Source organism: Luteimonas dalianensis (assembly GCF_049339425.1).
In the GTDB taxonomy this organism is placed as follows: Bacteria; Pseudomonadota; Gammaproteobacteria; order Xanthomonadales; family Xanthomonadaceae; genus Luteimonas; species Luteimonas dalianensis.
Map to the genome: position 1 here is coordinate 26,343 of NZ_JBMPPO010000002.1, position 15,038 is coordinate 41,380.

12 protein-coding genes are annotated in these 15,038 nt (G+C 71.1%); 7 read left to right on the plus strand and 5 right to left on the minus strand.

Annotated features, from left to right (window positions below; genetic code table 11):
• The first annotated feature begins 124 nt into the window (after positions 1-124).
• The 4 genes from ubiK (at position 125) to ACOZ90_RS02370 (ending at position 5,653) form a co-directional block, all read left to right on the plus strand.
• Entirely contained in the window at positions 125-409 is a 285-nt protein-coding gene (ubiK, locus tag ACOZ90_RS02355; protein ID WP_422892029.1) for a ubiquinone biosynthesis accessory factor UbiK, read from the plus strand.
• Positions 410-419: 10 nt separating this feature from the next.
• Positions 420-1,928: a YifB family Mg chelatase-like AAA ATPase gene (locus ACOZ90_RS02360; RefSeq protein ID WP_422892030.1), complete on the plus strand. Its 1,509-nt coding sequence runs from the start codon at positions 420-422 to the stop codon at positions 1,926-1,928.
• 128 nt (positions 1,929-2,056) lie between these two features.
• Entirely contained in the window at positions 2,057-4,135 is a 2,079-nt protein-coding gene (locus ACOZ90_RS02365; protein ID WP_422892031.1) for a S9 family peptidase, read from the plus strand.
• 174 nt (positions 4,136-4,309) lie between these two features.
• Positions 4,310-5,653: an MATE family efflux transporter gene (locus ACOZ90_RS02370; protein ID WP_422892032.1), complete on the plus strand. Its 1,344-nt coding sequence runs from the start codon at positions 4,310-4,312 to the stop codon at positions 5,651-5,653.
• Between the two features lie 35 nt (positions 5,654-5,688).
• Here the strand turns inward: ACOZ90_RS02370 and aceA are convergent, their stop codons facing one another.
• Both aceA and aceB read right to left on the minus strand, forming a co-directional pair.
• Positions 5,689-7,026, minus strand: a complete 1,338-nt coding sequence (aceA, locus tag ACOZ90_RS02375) for an isocitrate lyase (RefSeq protein WP_422892033.1) — start codon at positions 7,024-7,026, stop codon at positions 5,689-5,691.
• Positions 7,027-7,040: 14 nt separating this feature from the next.
• Positions 7,041-8,669, minus strand: a complete 1,629-nt coding sequence (gene aceB, locus ACOZ90_RS02380) for a malate synthase A (RefSeq protein WP_422892034.1) — start codon at positions 8,667-8,669, stop codon at positions 7,041-7,043.
• Positions 8,670-8,781: 112 nt separating this feature from the next.
• Here aceB and ACOZ90_RS02385 point away from each other — a divergent pair, with 112 nt between their 5' ends.
• The gene (locus ACOZ90_RS02385) at positions 8,782-9,750 is read left to right on the plus strand and encodes a LysR family transcriptional regulator (protein WP_422892035.1); all 969 of its coding nucleotides are present in this window, start codon (positions 8,782-8,784) and stop codon (positions 9,748-9,750) included.
• Positions 9,751-9,793: 43 nt separating this feature from the next.
• On the opposite strand, the gene ACOZ90_RS02390 is transcribed toward ACOZ90_RS02385, so the two are convergent.
• On the minus strand, positions 9,794-10,402 hold the full coding sequence (locus ACOZ90_RS02390) for a lysophospholipid acyltransferase family protein (protein ID WP_422892036.1): 609 nt from the start codon (positions 10,400-10,402) through the stop codon (positions 9,794-9,796).
• A 3-nt stretch (positions 10,403-10,405) separates the two neighbouring features.
• A complete protein-coding gene (gene arfB, locus ACOZ90_RS02395; protein WP_422892037.1) occupies positions 10,406-10,813 on the minus strand; it encodes an alternative ribosome rescue aminoacyl-tRNA hydrolase ArfB in 408 nt (135 codons plus the stop codon).
• Between the two features lie 114 nt (positions 10,814-10,927).
• Here arfB and ACOZ90_RS02400 point away from each other — a divergent pair, with 114 nt between their 5' ends.
• On the plus strand, positions 10,928-11,422 hold the full coding sequence (locus ACOZ90_RS02400) for a DUF2059 domain-containing protein (RefSeq protein WP_422892038.1): 495 nt from the start codon (positions 10,928-10,930) through the stop codon (positions 11,420-11,422).
• On the opposite strand, the gene ACOZ90_RS02405 is transcribed toward ACOZ90_RS02400, so the two are convergent.
• On the minus strand, positions 11,419-12,171 hold the full coding sequence (locus ACOZ90_RS02405; protein WP_422892039.1) for a pseudouridine synthase: 753 nt from the start codon (positions 12,169-12,171) through the stop codon (positions 11,419-11,421). The two genes, ACOZ90_RS02400 and ACOZ90_RS02405, sit on opposite strands and share 4 nt — an antisense overlap.
• Before the next feature lie 78 nt (positions 12,172-12,249).
• On the opposite strand from ACOZ90_RS02405, the gene ACOZ90_RS02410 reads away from it, so the two are divergent.
• Positions 12,250-15,027 (plus strand): M16 family metallopeptidase, encoded by a 2,778-nt coding sequence (locus tag ACOZ90_RS02410; RefSeq protein ID WP_422892040.1) that lies wholly within the window; start codon positions 12,250-12,252, stop codon positions 15,025-15,027.
• Positions 15,028-15,038: the final 11 nt, after the last annotated feature.

A 15,038-nucleotide genomic window follows, 5' to 3' on the forward strand; every position in this document is an offset into this window, starting at 1 on the left:
CCCGGATACAATGCGCCGCCGCCGCGCCGTCAGGGTTTTCCTACCCCACGGAGCGGCTGGCGCCGACGGCATCCCTCCGCGCTTCGCGACATGCTGCCCCCACCCTCCGGAGGACTTTCAATCCATGATCGAACTGGGCCATATCGATGATCTGGCGCGACGCCTGAGCAGCCTGGTGCCGCCCTCGGTGCGCGAGAGCCGCGAGGAAATGCAGGAGAACTTCAAGGCGGTGCTGCAGGGCGGGCTGGCCAAGCTCGACCTGGTCACCCGCGAGGAGTTCGAAGTCCAGCGCGCGGTGCTGCTGCGCACCCGCGAGAAGCTGGAGGCGCTGGAGCAGGCGGTGAAGTGGATGGAAGCCGAGCTGGACGGCAAGGCGCCACAGGCCGCCGCGCCGCCGCCCGCCCACTGACCCCGCCACCATGGCGCTCGCACTCGTGCATGGACGCGCGCGTGCGGGGGTATCGGCCCCCGCGGTTGCGATCGAAGTCCACCTGGCCGGGGGCCTGCCCGGCATGTCCATCGTCGGCCTGCCCGAGGCCGCGGTGCGCGAGGCCAAGGATCGGGTGCGCGCCGCCATCCACTGCGCGCAGCTGGAGTTCCCGCAGCGCCGCATCACCGTCAACCTGGCCCCGGCCGACCTGCCCAAGCACGGCGGCCGCTTCGACCTGCCCATCGCGCTGGGCATCCTGGCCGCCAGCGGCCAGGTGCCGGCCGATTCACTGCGCGATACCGAGTTCATCGGCGAGCTGGGCCTGACCGGCGAGCTGCGCCCGGTGCAGGCCGCCCTGCCGGCGGCCGTGGCCGCCGCCGCGGACGGGCGGCGGCTGGTGGTACCGGCCGGCAATGCCGCCGAGGCCGCCCTGGCGGGCGGCGCGCAGGTATTCGCCGCCCGCACCCTGCTGGAAGTGTGCGCCCTGCTGCGCGGCGACCGGCCGATGCGCGCCGCCGCGCCCGAGCCCGCCAGTCCGCGGCCGGTGCCCGACATGCGCGACGTGCGCGGCCAGCTGCAGGCCCGGCGGGCGCTGGAGATCGCCGCGGCGGGAGAACACCACCTGCTGCTTTCCGGCCCGCCCGGCTGCGGCAAGACCCTGCTGGCCTCGCGCCTGCCCGGATTGCTGCCGCCGATGTCCGAGGCCCACGCCCTGGAAGCGGCGGCGGTGGCGTCTGCGGCCGGCCGCGGCATGGATGCCAGCCGCTGGCGCGAGCGCCCGTTCCGGGCTCCGCACCACACCGCCAGCGCGGTGGCCCTGGCCGGCGGCGGCGGCGAGCCGCGCCCGGGCGAGATCTCGCTGGCCCACCACGGGGTGCTGTTCCTGGACGAGCTGCCCGAGTGGTCGCGCCAGGCGCTGGAAGTGCTGCGGCAGCCGCTGGAGTCGGGCACCGTTTCGGTCTCGCGGGCGGCGCGGCAGTGCGAGTTCCCGGCGCGGTTCCAGCTGGTGGCGGCCATGAACCCGTGCCCGTGCGGCTGGGCCGGCGATCCTTCCGGCCGCTGCCGCTGCAGCCCCGACGCGGTGACCCGCTACCGCACGCGGGTGTCGGGCCCCCTGCTGGATCGGATCGACCTGCACGTGGACGTGCGCCGGCTGCCGGCGGCGCTGCTGCGCCCGGACGCGCCCGAGGGCGAGGCCAGCGCGCCGATCCGGGCGCGGGTGGAAGCGGCCCGGGCCCGCCAGGTCGAGCGTGCCGGCGTGCCCAACGCCCGCCTCGACCACGCCGCCACCCTGGCCACCTGCCGGCTGGGCAGCGCCGACCAGCTGCTGCTCGAACGCGCCATCGAGTCGCTGCAGCTGTCCGCCCGCGCCATGCACCGGATCCTGCGCGTGGCCCGCACCATCGCCGACCTGGACGCCAGCCAGCACATCGGCACGGCGCACCTGACCGAGGCGGTGGGCTATCGCGGCTTCGAGCCGCAGGCGCTGGCGGCGTAGGCCCCGGCCCGCCCGCCGCCCACACCCTGCCATTGGTCACTCTCCGGTTTTAACGCGTCCGGAACACCGCCGCGCCCGGTTTCGGGGTAGCGTGCACGCTGTCCGCTTCAATCCCCGGGGAACCACCAATGCGCCACCAGTCACTGCTGCTCGCCAGCTGCATCGCCCTGTCCCTGTCCGCCTGCGGCCCGCGCGGCGACAATGGCGACATGAACACCACCGCCCGCACCGGCCCGGCCTCGATCGACGAGGTCGACCTGATTCCGCGCGAGGCCCTGTTCGGCAACCCCGAGCGCGCCAGCGTGCGGATCAGTCCCGACGGCGAGTACCTGAGCTGGGTGGCGCCGGTCAACGGCGTGCTCAACCTGTGGGTGGCGCCGGCGAACGACCTCAACGGCGCGCGCCCGGTCACCCGCGACGAGGGCCGCGGCATCCGCGCCTACTTCTGGTCGTACCGCCCCGGCACACTGCTGTACCTGCGCGACAGCGGCGGCGACGAGGACTTCCACCTGTATTCGCTGGATCTGGACAGCGGCGAGGCCCGCGACCTGACCCCGTTCGAGAAGACCACCGCCAGCGTCTCCGGGGTCAGCCGCAATCACCCGGACAGCATCCTGGTGGGCATGAACGACCGCGACGCCCAGTGGCACGACCTGTACCGGGTCGACCTGGCCAGCGGCGAGCGCACCCTGGTGGAGGAGAACACGCAGCAGATCGCCGGCTACATGGCCGATGCCGACTACAACCTGCGCTACGCCACCCGCGGCCGCCCCGACGGCGGCATGGACATCCTGCGCCGCGAGGGCGACGGCTGGCAGGTGCACGAGCAGATTCCGTTCGAGGACGCCATGAGCACCTCGCCGGCCGGCCTGACCCTGGACGGGCAGACCCTGTACATGCTCGATTCACGCGAGCGCAACACCTCGGCGCTGTACGCGATCGACACCGCCAGCGGCGAGCGCACGCTGGTGCATGAGGACGCGCGCGCCGACATCGGCGGCAGCCTGTCCGACCCGGCCACCGGCCAGGTGCAGGCCGTCTCGGTCAACTACCTGCGCGACGAGTGGACGGTGCTGGACGAGGCCATCGCCGCCGACCTGGAGAAGCTGGAGCAGATCGGCCCGGGCGAGGTCGGCATCGGCTCGCGTACGCTGGATGACCGCACCTGGATCGTCACCTATTCGGCGGCCGAGGCACCGGCGAAGTACTACCGCTACGACCGCGACAGCGGCGAGCTGGAGGCGCTGTTCTCCGCCCGGCCGGCGCTGGACGGCGCGCCGCTGGTGCCGATGTGGCCGGTCGAGCTGACCTCGCGCGACGGCCTGAACCTGGTCAGCTACCTCACCCTGCCCGCGCACGCCGACCCCGACGGCGACGGCAAGCCGGACGTGGCGGTGCCGATGGTGCTGCTGGTGCACGGCGGGCCGTGGGCGCGCGACTACTACGGCTACAGCGGCTCCGACCAGTGGCTGGCCAACCGCGGCTACGCGGTGCTGAGCGTGAACTTCCGCGGCTCCACGGGCTTTGGCAAGGAGTTCACCAACGCCGGCGACGGCGAGTGGGGCGCGAAGATGCACGACGACCTGATCGACGCCGTGCAGTGGGCGGTCGACAGCGGCGTCACCACCGAAGACAAGGTGGCCATCATGGGCGGCAGCTACGGCGGCTACGCGACGCTGGCCGGGCTCACCTTCACCCCGGACACCTTCGCCTGCGGCGTGGACATCGTCGGCCCGTCCAACCTCAACACCCTGCTGGAAACCGTGCCGCCGTACTGGGCCAGCTTCTTCGAGCAGCTCGCCCGGCGCATGGGCGACCCGCGCACCGAGGAGGGTCGCGCCTGGCTGACCGAGCGCTCGCCGCTGACCCACGTGGACAACATCAGCAAGCCGCTGCTGATCGGCCAGGGCGCCAACGACCCGCGGGTGAAGCAGGCCGAGAGCGACCAGATCGTCGATGCGATGACGGAGAAGGAGATACCGGTGACCTACGTGCTGTTCCCGGACGAGGGCCACGGCTTTGCCCGCCCGGAGAACAACATGGCCTTCAACGCGGTGGCCGAAGGCTTCCTGTCGACCTGCCTGGGCGGGCGCGCCGAGCCGATCGGCGACCTGGAAGGCTCCAGCATCCAGGTGCCGGCCGGCGCCGGCATCGTGCCGGGGCTGGCCGAGGCGCTGGAATCGCACACGCCGGACGTGCGCGAGTAGCTTCGACGTCACGCGGCTTCGCGCGCATGGCGCGCTCCTACGGGGCATCGCCCTTCGTAGGAGCGCCTCTCAGGCGCGAAGCCGCGTGATTCAAATTCCCCGGCAATCCCAAACCACCCGGATTGCCCGGCAATCCCGCCCCGGCCGTTCGGCCGGGGCGGCATCATGTCGGCCATGACGTCTTCCCGTTCCGCGCCCCTGACCCGCCTTGAAGTCACTCGACAGGCCTGGCCGATCATCCTGGCCAACGCCGCGGTGCCGGCGCTGGGGCTGGTGGACACCGCGGTCATCGGCCACTTCGGCACCGCCACCGACCTGGGCGGGCTGGCGCTGGGCGCGCTGGCCTTCAACTTCGTCTACTGGAGCTTCGGCTTCCTGCGCATGGGCACCACCGGCTTCGTGGCCCAGGCCGCGGGCGCGGGCGACGAGGCGGAGGTGCGCGCGTCGATGGGGCGGGCGGTCCTGATGGCGGCGGTACTGGGCGCGGTGCTGGTCGCGGTGCAGTGGCCGGTGATGTGGCTGTACCTGGGGCTGATGGATGGCAGCGAGGCGGTCGAGTCGGTCACCGCCGAGTACTTCCAGGCCCGGATCTGGGGCGCGCCGGCCGCGCTCACGCTGTTCGCCTGCAGCGGCCTGTTGATCGGCCTGGGCCGCAGCCGTGAGCTGCTGTTCGTGCAGCTGCTACTCAACGGCCTCAACGCCGGGCTGGACATCTGGTTCGCCGGTCACCTGGGCATGGGCGCGCGCGGGATCGGCGTGGGCACGGCGATTGCCGAATGGAGCACCTGCGCGGTGGCGCTGGCGGTGGTGTGGCGGGTGCTGCGCGAGCGCCGCGGCGGGGACGACGCGCCGTTCCTGTCCTGGCAGCGCATCGCCGACGGCGCCCGCATCCGCCAAGCGATGGCGGCCAACGGCGACATCCTGGTGCGCACGCTGTGCCTGCTGTTCGCCTTCGCCTGGTTCGCCAACGCCGGCGCGCGCTTTGGAGACGTGACCCTGGCGGCCAACCACATCCTGCTGCAGCTGGTGTCCTTCAGCGCCTTCTTCCTGGACGGCTTCGCCTTCGTGGCCGAGGCGCGGGTGGGCGCGGCCTGGGGGGCGCGCAGCCGCGAGCGCTTCCGGCGCGCGGTGCGGCTGACCAGCGAGCTGGCGTTCGGCACCGCGGCGGCATTGGCGCTGGCGATCCTACTGCTGGGCCAGCCGGCGGTCAGCGCGCTGACCACGCTGGACGGGGTGCGCGAGGTGGCGTTCGCGCACCTGCCGTGGGCGGCGCTGTACGTGCTGGTCTCGGTGGCGGCGTTCCAGCTCGACGGCGTGTTCATCGGCGCCACCCGCACCCGCGAGATGCGCAATGCGGGGGTGCTGTCGCTGGCCGCGTTCCTGCTCGTCGCCTGGCCGCTCACCGCCGCCTGGGGCAACCACGGCCTGTGGGCGGCGTTCGTGGTCTACGTCATCGCCCGCGCCGGCGCGCTGTGGCCGTACTACCGCCGCATGGAACGGGAGATCACCCCCCTGTAGGAGCGCGCACGGCGCGCTCCTACAGGCGGCGGGGGTCAGGCGGCGGCGCGGGCCTTCTCCTGGAACTGGGCTTCCTCGGTTGAGCCGGTCAGGGCGGTCACGCTTGAGGCGCCGCCCTGGATCACGGTGGTGACGTCGTCGAAGTAGCCGGCGCCCACTTCCTGCTGGTGCGAGACGAAGGTGTAGCCCTGCTCGCGGGCGGCGAACTCCGGCTCCTGCACCTGCTCCACGTAGTGGCGCATGCCCTCGCCGCGGGCATAGTCGTGGGCGAAGCGGAAGCTGTTGAACCAGTTGATGTGGATGCCGGCCAGGGTGATGAACTGGAACCGGTAGCCCAGCGCGGCCAGGTCGTCCTGGAAGCTGGCGATCTGGCGATCGTCCAGGTTCGCCTTCCAGTTGAAGCTGGGCGAGCAGTTGTAGGCCAGCAGCTTGCCCGGATACTTCGCATGCACGGCCTGGGCGAACTCGCGGGCGAAGCCGATATCCGGCGTGCCGGTCTCGCACCACACCAGATCCGCGTACGGCGCGTAGGCCACGCCGCGGCTGATCGACTGCTCCAGGCCGTTGCGCACCTTGAAGAAGCCCTCGGCGGTGCGCTCGCCGGTGAGGAACGGCGCGTCGTTGGCGTCGTGGTCGGAGGTGACGAGCGTCGCGGCCTCCGCATCGGTGCGCGCCAGCACGATCGTCGGCACGCCGGCCACGTCCGCCGCCAGGCGGGCGGCCACCAGCTTCTGCACCGCCTCGGAGGTCGGCACCAGCACCTTGCCGCCCATGTGGCCGCACTTCTTCACCGCGGCCAGCTGGTCTTCGAAGTGCACGCCCGCCGCACCGGCGGCGATCATGTTCTTCATCAGCTCGAAGCCGTTGAGCACGCCGCCAAAGCCGGCCTCGGCGTCGGCCACGATCGGCAGGAAGAAGTCGATGGCGTCGCGCTCGGCCAGCTTGCCGTCGCAGATCGCCTTCCACTGGATCTCGTCGGCGCGCTGGAAGGTGTTGTTGATGCGGCGAACCATCGCCGGCACCGAGTCGTAGGCGTACAGCGACTGATCCGGATACATGGTCTCGGACGTGTTGCCGTCGGCGGCCACCTGCCAACCGGACAGGTACACCGCCTCCAGCCCGGCCTTGGCCTGCTGCATCGCCTGGCCGCCGCTGATGGCGCCGAAGGCATTGACGTAGCCCTTCCGCGCATCACCGTTGACGAGTTCCCAGAGCTTTTCCGCGCCGCGCCGGGCCAGGGTGTGCTCGGGGCGCACGCTGCCGCGCAGGCGGACGACGTCGGCGGCCGAGTACGGGCGCTCGACGCCGGCCCAGCGCGGGTCGTTGTTCCAGTCGCGGGTGAGGGTGTCGATCTGCTGCTGGCGGGTGGTCATGTCGGGCTCCGGGATCACAGGCGTTCGTAGGCGGGGACGGTGAGGAAGTCTTCGAGGGTGTCGCGCCGGGTCAGCTCCTCGAGCATGGCCAGCGCCCCGCGCATGCGGCCGGCACCGGGCAGCGCCGGGTCGCACAGGCGCGAGGCGACGTTGAGCAGCGCGGCGTCGAAGAGGACGAAGTCGATCGCGGTGCCGTCGTCCAGGTACAGCGGCTCGCGCGCGCCGCCGTCGCCATGGTGCAGCCACTGCCAGAGCTGGGCACGCGCGATCTCGGCGGTGGCGGCGTCCTCCATCAGCCAGTGGATCGGCACGCAGCCGCTGCCGTCCAGCCACGCGGCCAGGTAGCGCGCGCAGACCTCGACGTTGTTCTCGAACCCGGCGCGGGTGATGGTGCCGCGCGAGGGCTCCACCAGGTCGTCGCGCACCACCAGCACGTCCTCGCGCAGCACGTGCTGCTGGTGGGCGATGGGCATGCGCGCGTCGAACACATCGCGCGCCACCGGGATCAGCGCCGGGTGCGCGACCCAGGTACCGTCGTGGCCGGCGGTGACCTCGCGCAGCTTGTCGGCGCGCACGCGGCCGACGGCACGTTCGTTGGCCTCCGGGTCGCCGCTGACCGGGATCTGCGCCGCCATCCCGCCCATGGCGTGGGCGCCGCGGCGGTGGCAGGTCTGGATCAGCAGCTCCGAATAGGCCTTCAGGAACGGCTGGGTCATGCCCACCTGGCCGCGCTCGGGCAGCACCCGCGCCGGGTGCCGGCGGAAGGTCTTGATGTAGGAAAAGATGTAGTCCCAGCGCCCGCAGTTGAGCCCGGCGATGCGGCCGCGCAGCGCGTGCAGGATCTCGTCCATCTCGAACGCCGCCGGCAGGGTCTCGATCAGCACCGTGACCTTGATCTGCCCGGCCGGCAGGCCCAGCGCCTGCTCCATGTGCGCCAGCGCGTCGTCCCACAGCGCCGCCTCTTCCATCGACTCCAGCTTGGGCAGGTAGAAGTACGGGCCGCGTTCCTTTCCGGCAAGCACTTTTGCGTTGTGGAAGGCGAACAGACCTGCGTCGAACAGCGAGGCCGACATGCGCTCGCCATCCACCAGCGCGTGCTTTTCCTCCAGGTGCCAGCCGCGCGGGCGCACCAGCAGCACCGCCTGCTCGTCGAACGGGCGCAGCCGGTACTGCTTGCCGCCGCCGTCGAACGCGAGCGTGCCGCGTACCGCCTCGCGCAGCGCACGCTGGCCGGTCATCAGGTTCTCCCAGGTCGGCGCGGTGGAGTCCTCGAAGTCGGCCATGTAGCAGCTGGCGCCGGAGTTGAGCGCGTTGATGACCATCTTCGGGTCGACCGGGCCGGTGATCTCCACCCGCCGGTCGCGCAGAGCCTCGGGCAGCGGCGCCACCCGCCACTCGCGCTCACGGATGGCGCGGGTGTCGGCGCGGAAGTCGGGAACCGCACCGGCGTCGTAGTGCGCCTGGCGCCCGACCCGGGCGGCCAGCAGCCCACGGCGGCGGGCGTCGAAGCGGCGGTGCAGGCCGGCCAGGAACGCCTGGGCGGCGGAAGTGAGCAGGTCGGCGGGGGTTTCCCGGGCCAGCTCCAGGCCGTGGACGCCGGGAGCGTCAGGCGGGAGCGGGATTTCCTTGAGGACGGCGGACATGGGCGGGTTCCTGGTTTGCTGCGGTGCGGAACCACCCTCCCCCTGCGCCAGCTATTTGACAAAGCATTTTTTTCAATTCATATCATCAGAAAATCTTATTTCAACGGAAACAATGGCCAGAAAGCCCGCCACCACGCCCCGTCTCGCCTACAAGGGCGACCGCCTCAAGCCCCTGCGGGCGTTCTGCCAGACCGCCAGGCTGGGCTCGGTGTCGCGCGCGGCCGAGGCGCTGTTCGTCAGCCAGCCGGCGGTGACCCAGCAGCTGCAGGCGCTGGAGCGCGAGCTGGGCATGCCGCTGCTCGAGCGCAGCGGCCGGCGCATGGTGCCCACCCGCGAGGGCGAGGTGCTGTACGAGCTGGCGCTCCCGCTGGTCGAAGGCCTGGACGCCCTGCCCGACGCCTTCCGCCAGCGGGTGCGGGGCCTGGACGCGGGCGAGCTCAACATTGCCGCCAACAGCACCACCACCCTGTACCTGCTGCCCAGGCTCATCGCCGCCTTCCGCGCCGCCCACCCCGGCGTGCGCCTGGTGCTGCACAGCGCGATCACCGCCGACGGCGCCGAGCTGGTGCGCAACAACACCGTCGACCTGACCTTCGGCTCCATGGTCGACGTGCCCGCCGACATCGACTACGCGCAGGTGTACCGCTTCGACCAGGTGCTGATCGCCCCGCGCGGCCACCCCCTTGCCAGCCATGCGGGCCCCAGCCTGGAGGACATCGCCGCCCACGACCTGATCCTGCCGCCGCGCCGCCAGGTCACCCTGCGCCTGGTCGACCAGGTGTTCCAGCGCAGCCGGGTGCCCTACCACGTGGCGCTGGAGGTCGACGGCTGGGAGGTGATCAAGCAGTACGTGGCGATGGGCATGGGCATCAGCATCATTTCCTCGGCCTGCGTGAACGAGGCCGATGCCGAAAACCTGGCCGTCCGCCCGCTGGGCAAGCTGTTCCCGGGACGCAGCTACGGCGTGATCATGCGCAAGGGCAAGCTGCTCTCGGCGCCGGCGCGCGCCTTCATCGACCTGGTCAAGCCGGATCTGTTCACCCGCCGCGACTATTACGACAGCGGGCATTCGGAACGCTGAAGGCACTCAGCCCGCCGGCCTGCACCACCGCAGTGAGCGCATGTCACTCCGTCCCCCGGTTGCGCCCCCGCCACGGCCGGTACCACTCGCGGATGCGGGCCATGTCGGCGTCGACGTTGCCGGTGGTATGGAACGGCTCGCCGATGCCGATGGTTTTTTCAGGGTAGTGGAAGTAGGCCGGCACGATCGGCAGGCGGGTGGCGTCGGCGATCTTCCAGAAGCCGGTCTTCCAGTGTTCAACCCGCTTGCGGGTGCCCTCCGGGGCCAGCGCGAACCACAGCCTGTCCGCGCGCACCAGCATCTGCGCGGCCTGGCCCACCGTGCCCTGCGGCGCATCGCGGTCGACCGGGATCACCCCCAGCCTGTACAGCAGCACCGACAGCGGCCACCAGAACAGCTGCTGCTTGCCCAGCACGGTGATGCGCAGCCCCAGCGCCAGCTTGGCGGCGAACCCCCACAGCCCGTCCCAGTTGGAGGAGTGCGGCGCGGCGATCAGCACCGCCCTGGGCAGGTCGGGAATGGGGCCGGTCACGCGCCAGCCGCCGAGCCTGAGCACGGTGCGGCCGAACCAGCGGGTGAAGCGGCTGTAGGGCACCCGCGGCACGCTCGGCGGCACGTCGGGCAGCAATGGCTGCTCGGTTTCCTGTTCCAATCCCTACTCCCATCCCGTGGTCGACCGGCCGCGCTTGATCTTCGCCCGCACCCGCTTTTCCTGCAGCCGCCGCTCTTTGGCGGCGCGTCCGGGACGGGTGGGAATGCGCGGCGTGGGTGGCTTGACGCCCTTGGCGATGAAGTCGTGCAGGCGCTGGCGCGCATCCTCGCGGTTGCGCTCCTGGGTGCGGAAGCGCCGGGCGGTGATCACCAGCACCCCTTCGGCGGTCACCCGCCGGTCGCGGCGCGCCAGCAGCCGTTCGCGCACCGGCTCCGCCAGCGACGGCGAGCCGGCGATGTCGAAGCGCAGCTCGACCGCCGTCGCCACCTTGTTGACGTTCTGCCCGCCGGGGCCGGACGCGCGGATGAAACGCTCCACGATCTCGTCCTCGGGAATCTCCACCGTCGCCATCAACAGCACCCTCCTGGCGCCCGATTCTATGGCCTGGCGGTGACCGCTGCCCGCGATTGCATCCGCGCGGGCATGCGGCGAGGATGCGCACTCCAAAGCCAAGGATCCGCTCCCATGAAGCAACTCACCCGTATTTTCGCGCTCGCCGTGCTGCTGGCCGCCGCCCCGCTGGCCGCTGCCCAGCAGCCCAGCGAGGCCCAGGTCGACCGCCTGCTTGAAGTCATGCGCGCAAAGCAGACCCTGGATGCGACCCTGCCCCAGGTGCAGGCCATGCAGCAGCAGATGGTGGCGCAGATGACCGCCGAAGAGGATCTGGACGACGAGGAGCGCGCGCGTATCAACCGGGCGCTGGAGGCCACCAACTCCACGATGGCCGAACTGCTGACCTGGGAGCGGATGGGCCCGGTGTACCGGGACATCTACGCCCAGACCTTCACCGCCGACGACGTGGAGGCGATGATCGGCTTCTACGAAAGCCCGGCCGGGCAGAACACGCTCGACAAGATGCCGCAGCTGATGCAGAACACCATGAACGCGGTGCAGCAGATGGTGCTGCCGCTGCTGCAGCAGCTGGAGCAGGACATCGCCGCCGAACTGGCGACTGACTAGGCGAAGCGCTCCGCGGCCCCGGCGCCGAACAGCGCCAGGGCCCGGTTGAACTGCGCATCCGGCGGCGCGCTGACCGCCAGCCGCCGGCCGTCGCCCGGATGCTCGAACTCCAGCCGCCACGCGTGCAGCAGCATGCGGTGGATGCCGAGCATGCGGAAGTTGCGGTTGTGGCGGCCGTCGCCGTGGCTGGTGTCGCCGACCAGGTGATGCGAGGCGTGCTTGAGGTGGCGGCGGATCTGGCGGAAGCGGCCGGTTTCAGGCGACGCCTTCAGCAGCGCGTAGCGTGATGTCGCAAAGCCGGCCGAGGGCATCTCCAGCTCGGCCGTGGCCAGGCGCTCGAAGCGGGTCAGCGCCGGCTTTTTCGCCGGCTTGCCCGGCCCGCCGTCGAGCGGATGATCCACGGTGAACGCCTCCTCCGGCCAGCCGCGGCACACCGCCAGGTACTCCTTGCCCACCGTGCGCGACATCAGCTGTTCGCCCAGGGCGCCGGCGGTGGCGCTGTCAAAGGCCAGCAGCAGGCAGCCGCTGGTGGCGCGATCCAGCCGGTGCGCCGGGAACACCCGGCGCCCGAACTGCGCGCGCAGGCGGTCGACCAGGAAGTCGCTTTCCCCGGCCGCCAGGCGGCTGTCGTGCACCAGCAGGCCAGCCGGCTTGCTGACCACGGCCAGCTGCGAATCCGCGTAGACAACCCCGACCCCGCCCGCGCCTGCGCCCCCGTCGGCAACGTCCTCGCCACGCGCTGCTTGCATCACCACGCCCGCCCCGCGCCGGAAAGGTTCCGGCAGTTTTGCTATTTTCCCCGCTCCAACCCAGGAAGGGAAAGCTCGATGTCCACACGTTTGATTCGTCCGCGGCGCATGGCCGCGGTACTGGCGGCGCTTGCGCTCGCGTTCTTCCTGGCCATCCCGGCCCAGGCCCGCCAGCAGGCGCCCACGGAGCCGGTGCTCAGCGCCGAGGGCATCAGCGAATACGCCCTGACCAACGGCATGCGGGTGGTGCTGTTTCCCGATCCGAGCAAGCCGGTGACCACCGTCAACGTCACCTACCTGGTCGGCTCGCGCCACGAGAACTACGGCGAGACCGGCATGGCCCACCTGCTTGAGCACCTGGTGTTCAAGGGCACGCCCACCCACGAGGACATCCCCGGCGAGATGCGCAAGCGCGGCATCCGCTTCAACGGCACCACCTGGCTGGATCGCACCAACTACTTCGCCAGCTTCGCCACCAGTCCCGACACCCTGGCCTGGCTGCTGCAGATGGAAGCCGACCGCATGGTCAACTCGCACATCTCGCGCGAGGACCTGGATAGCGAGATGACCGTGGTGCGCAACGAGATGGAGTCGGGCGAGAACAACCCGGTGCGGGTGCTGATGCAGCGGATCTTCTCCACCGCCTACCTGTGGCACAACTACGCCAACTCCACCATCGGCGCGCGCTCGGACGTGGAGAACGTGCCGATCGACCGCCTGCAGGCCTTCTATCGCACCTGGTACCAGCCCGACAACGCGGTGCTGGTGATTGCCGGCGACTTCGAGCCCGAGGCGACCCTGCAGCTGGTGGCCGACAGCTTCGGCGCCATCCCCCGCCCGGAGCGCGAGCTCGCGCGGGGCTACACCGTGGAGCCGGCGCAGGACGGCGAGCGCTACGTCACCGTGCGCCGGGTCGGCAAGACCCCGTACGTGGGCCTGGCCTACCACATTCCCGCCGGCCGCCATCCGGACAGCGCCGCGGTGGCGGTGCTCACCCAGGTGCTGGGCCACACGCCCACCGGGCGCCTGCACCAGGCGCTGGTCGAAGGCGGCAAGGCCACCGGGGTGATGAGCATGGACTTTTCCATGGACGCGCCCGGCCTGATGCTGTTCCTGGCCGAAGCGCCGGCCGACAGCGACGTGGACGCGCTGGAGGAAGAGCTGCTGGCGCTGGTGGAAGAATCGGCCGCCAACCCGTTCACCGACGCGGAGGTCGAGCAGGCGCGACAGCGGCTGCTGACCGGCGCGGAAGTGGCCATGCGCGACCCGAACGCGATCGGCGTGGCCCTGTCCGAGTCCATTGCCCAGGGCGACTGGCGGCTGTTCCTGCTCGGCCGCGACCGGGTCGAACAGGTCACCACCGACGACGTGAACCGCGTGGCCGAAGCCTACCTGCAGCGCAACAACCGCACCGGCGGGCGCTTCGTTCCCACCGAGGCCCCGGAGCGCATCGAGATCGCCACCGCGCCCGACGCCGCCACCCTGCTCGAGGGCTATGAAGGCCGCGAGGCGATGGCCGCCGGCGAGGCGTTCGATCCGTCGCCGGCCAACATCGACACCCGCACCGCCACCTCGGCGCTTGCCAACGAAGCCGAGCTTGCGGTGCTGGCCAAGTCCACGCGCGGACAATCGGTGCAGCTGCAGATCAACCTGCGCCTGGGCGATGAGCAGTCGCTCACCGGCCGCGCCGTCGACGGCTGGATGGTGCCGGCCATGCTGACCCGCGGCACCGGCGAGCTGGATCGCGCCGCGATCTCGCAGCGGCTGACCGCGCTCAAGTCCACGCTCAACGTCGGCGGCAGCGGCAACGTCGTGAACCTTCGCGCCACCACCGACCGCGACAACCTGCCGGCGCTGCTGGAGCTGGCCGCGGACGTGCTGCGCAACCCGGCCTTCCCCGAAAGCGAGTTCGAACAGCTGCGCACGCAGATGCTCACCGGCATCCGCAACAGCATGACCGAGCCGCAGGCGGTGGCCAGCCAGGCCATGAGCCGGTACTTCGACCGCTGGCCGGAGGGGCACCCGTTCAAGTCGCTCAGCTTCGAGGAGCAGATCGAGGCCATGCAGGCGCTGCAGCGCGACGACGTGCAGGCCTTCCACCGTGACTTCTACGGCACCGGCGGGGCCAGCATCGCGATCATCGGCGACGTCGACGCCGAGGCCGTGCAGGCGCAGGTGGACGAGCTGTTCGGCGACTGGAACGCGCAGGTGGCCTTCACCCGCATCCCCAGCCCCTACCATCCGATGCCGGCGGTGCGCCAGCAGCTGGAGACCCCGGACAAGCCGAACGCGATGCTGCTGGCCATGCTGCCGGTGCCGGTGGGCCAGGATCACGAGGACTACCCGGCGCTGGTGCTGGGCAACCAGATCCTCGGCGGCGGCATCCTCAAGTCGCGCCTGGCCGACCGCATCCGCCAGCGCGAGGGGCTCAGCTACGGCGTGGGTTCGGGCTTCAACGCCAGCGCCCTGGACGAGGCCGGCAGCTTCACAATCTACGCCATCGCCGCGCCGGAGAACATCCCCTCGGTGGAGACCGCGATCGCCGAGGAGCTGGCACTGCTGCTGGAGGAAGGCGTTTCCGAAGAGGAGCTGGGCGAGGCGCTGGACGGCATGCTGGAGGGGCGCCGCACCTCACGCGCCAACGACGGCGAGCTGGTGGGCCGGCTGGCATCAAACCTGTACCTGGATCGCACCATGGCCGACGCCGCGAAGTTCGAGGACGACCTGCGCGCGCAGACGCCTGAAAGCGTGCTCGCCGCGCTGCAGCGGCACCTGCGCCCGGCGGACATTTCCTACTTCGTCGCCGGCGACTTCGAGGCCGCCAAGGGCAAGGAGCCCACTCGCGTGGAAGAGTAGGAGCGCGCCCG

Coding starts and splice junctions, on each gene's coding strand:
- ubiK (WP_422892029.1), top strand. CDS start 125: ATGATCGAACTGGGCCATATCGATGATCTGGCGCGACGCCTGAGCAGC.
- ACOZ90_RS02360 (WP_422892030.1), top strand. CDS start 420: ATGGCGCTCGCACTCGTGCATGGACGCGCGCGTGCGGGGGTATCGGCC.
- ACOZ90_RS02365 (WP_422892031.1), top strand. CDS start 2,057: ATGCGCCACCAGTCACTGCTGCTCGCCAGCTGCATCGCCCTGTCCCTG.
- ACOZ90_RS02370 (WP_422892032.1), top strand. CDS start 4,310: ATGACGTCTTCCCGTTCCGCGCCCCTGACCCGCCTTGAAGTCACTCGA.
- aceA (WP_422892033.1), bottom strand. CDS start 7,026: ATGACCACCCGCCAGCAGCAGATCGACACCCTCACCCGCGACTGGAAC.
- aceB (WP_422892034.1), bottom strand. CDS start 8,669: ATGTCCGCCGTCCTCAAGGAAATCCCGCTCCCGCCTGACGCTCCCGGC.
- ACOZ90_RS02385 (WP_422892035.1), top strand. CDS start 8,782: ATGGCCAGAAAGCCCGCCACCACGCCCCGTCTCGCCTACAAGGGCGAC.
- arfB (WP_422892037.1), bottom strand. CDS start 10,813: ATGGCGACGGTGGAGATTCCCGAGGACGAGATCGTGGAGCGTTTCATC.
- ACOZ90_RS02400 (WP_422892038.1), top strand. CDS start 10,928: ATGAAGCAACTCACCCGTATTTTCGCGCTCGCCGTGCTGCTGGCCGCC.
- ACOZ90_RS02405 (WP_422892039.1), bottom strand. CDS start 12,171: ATGCAAGCAGCGCGTGGCGAGGACGTTGCCGACGGGGGCGCAGGCGCG.
- ACOZ90_RS02410 (WP_422892040.1), top strand. CDS start 12,250: ATGTCCACACGTTTGATTCGTCCGCGGCGCATGGCCGCGGTACTGGCG.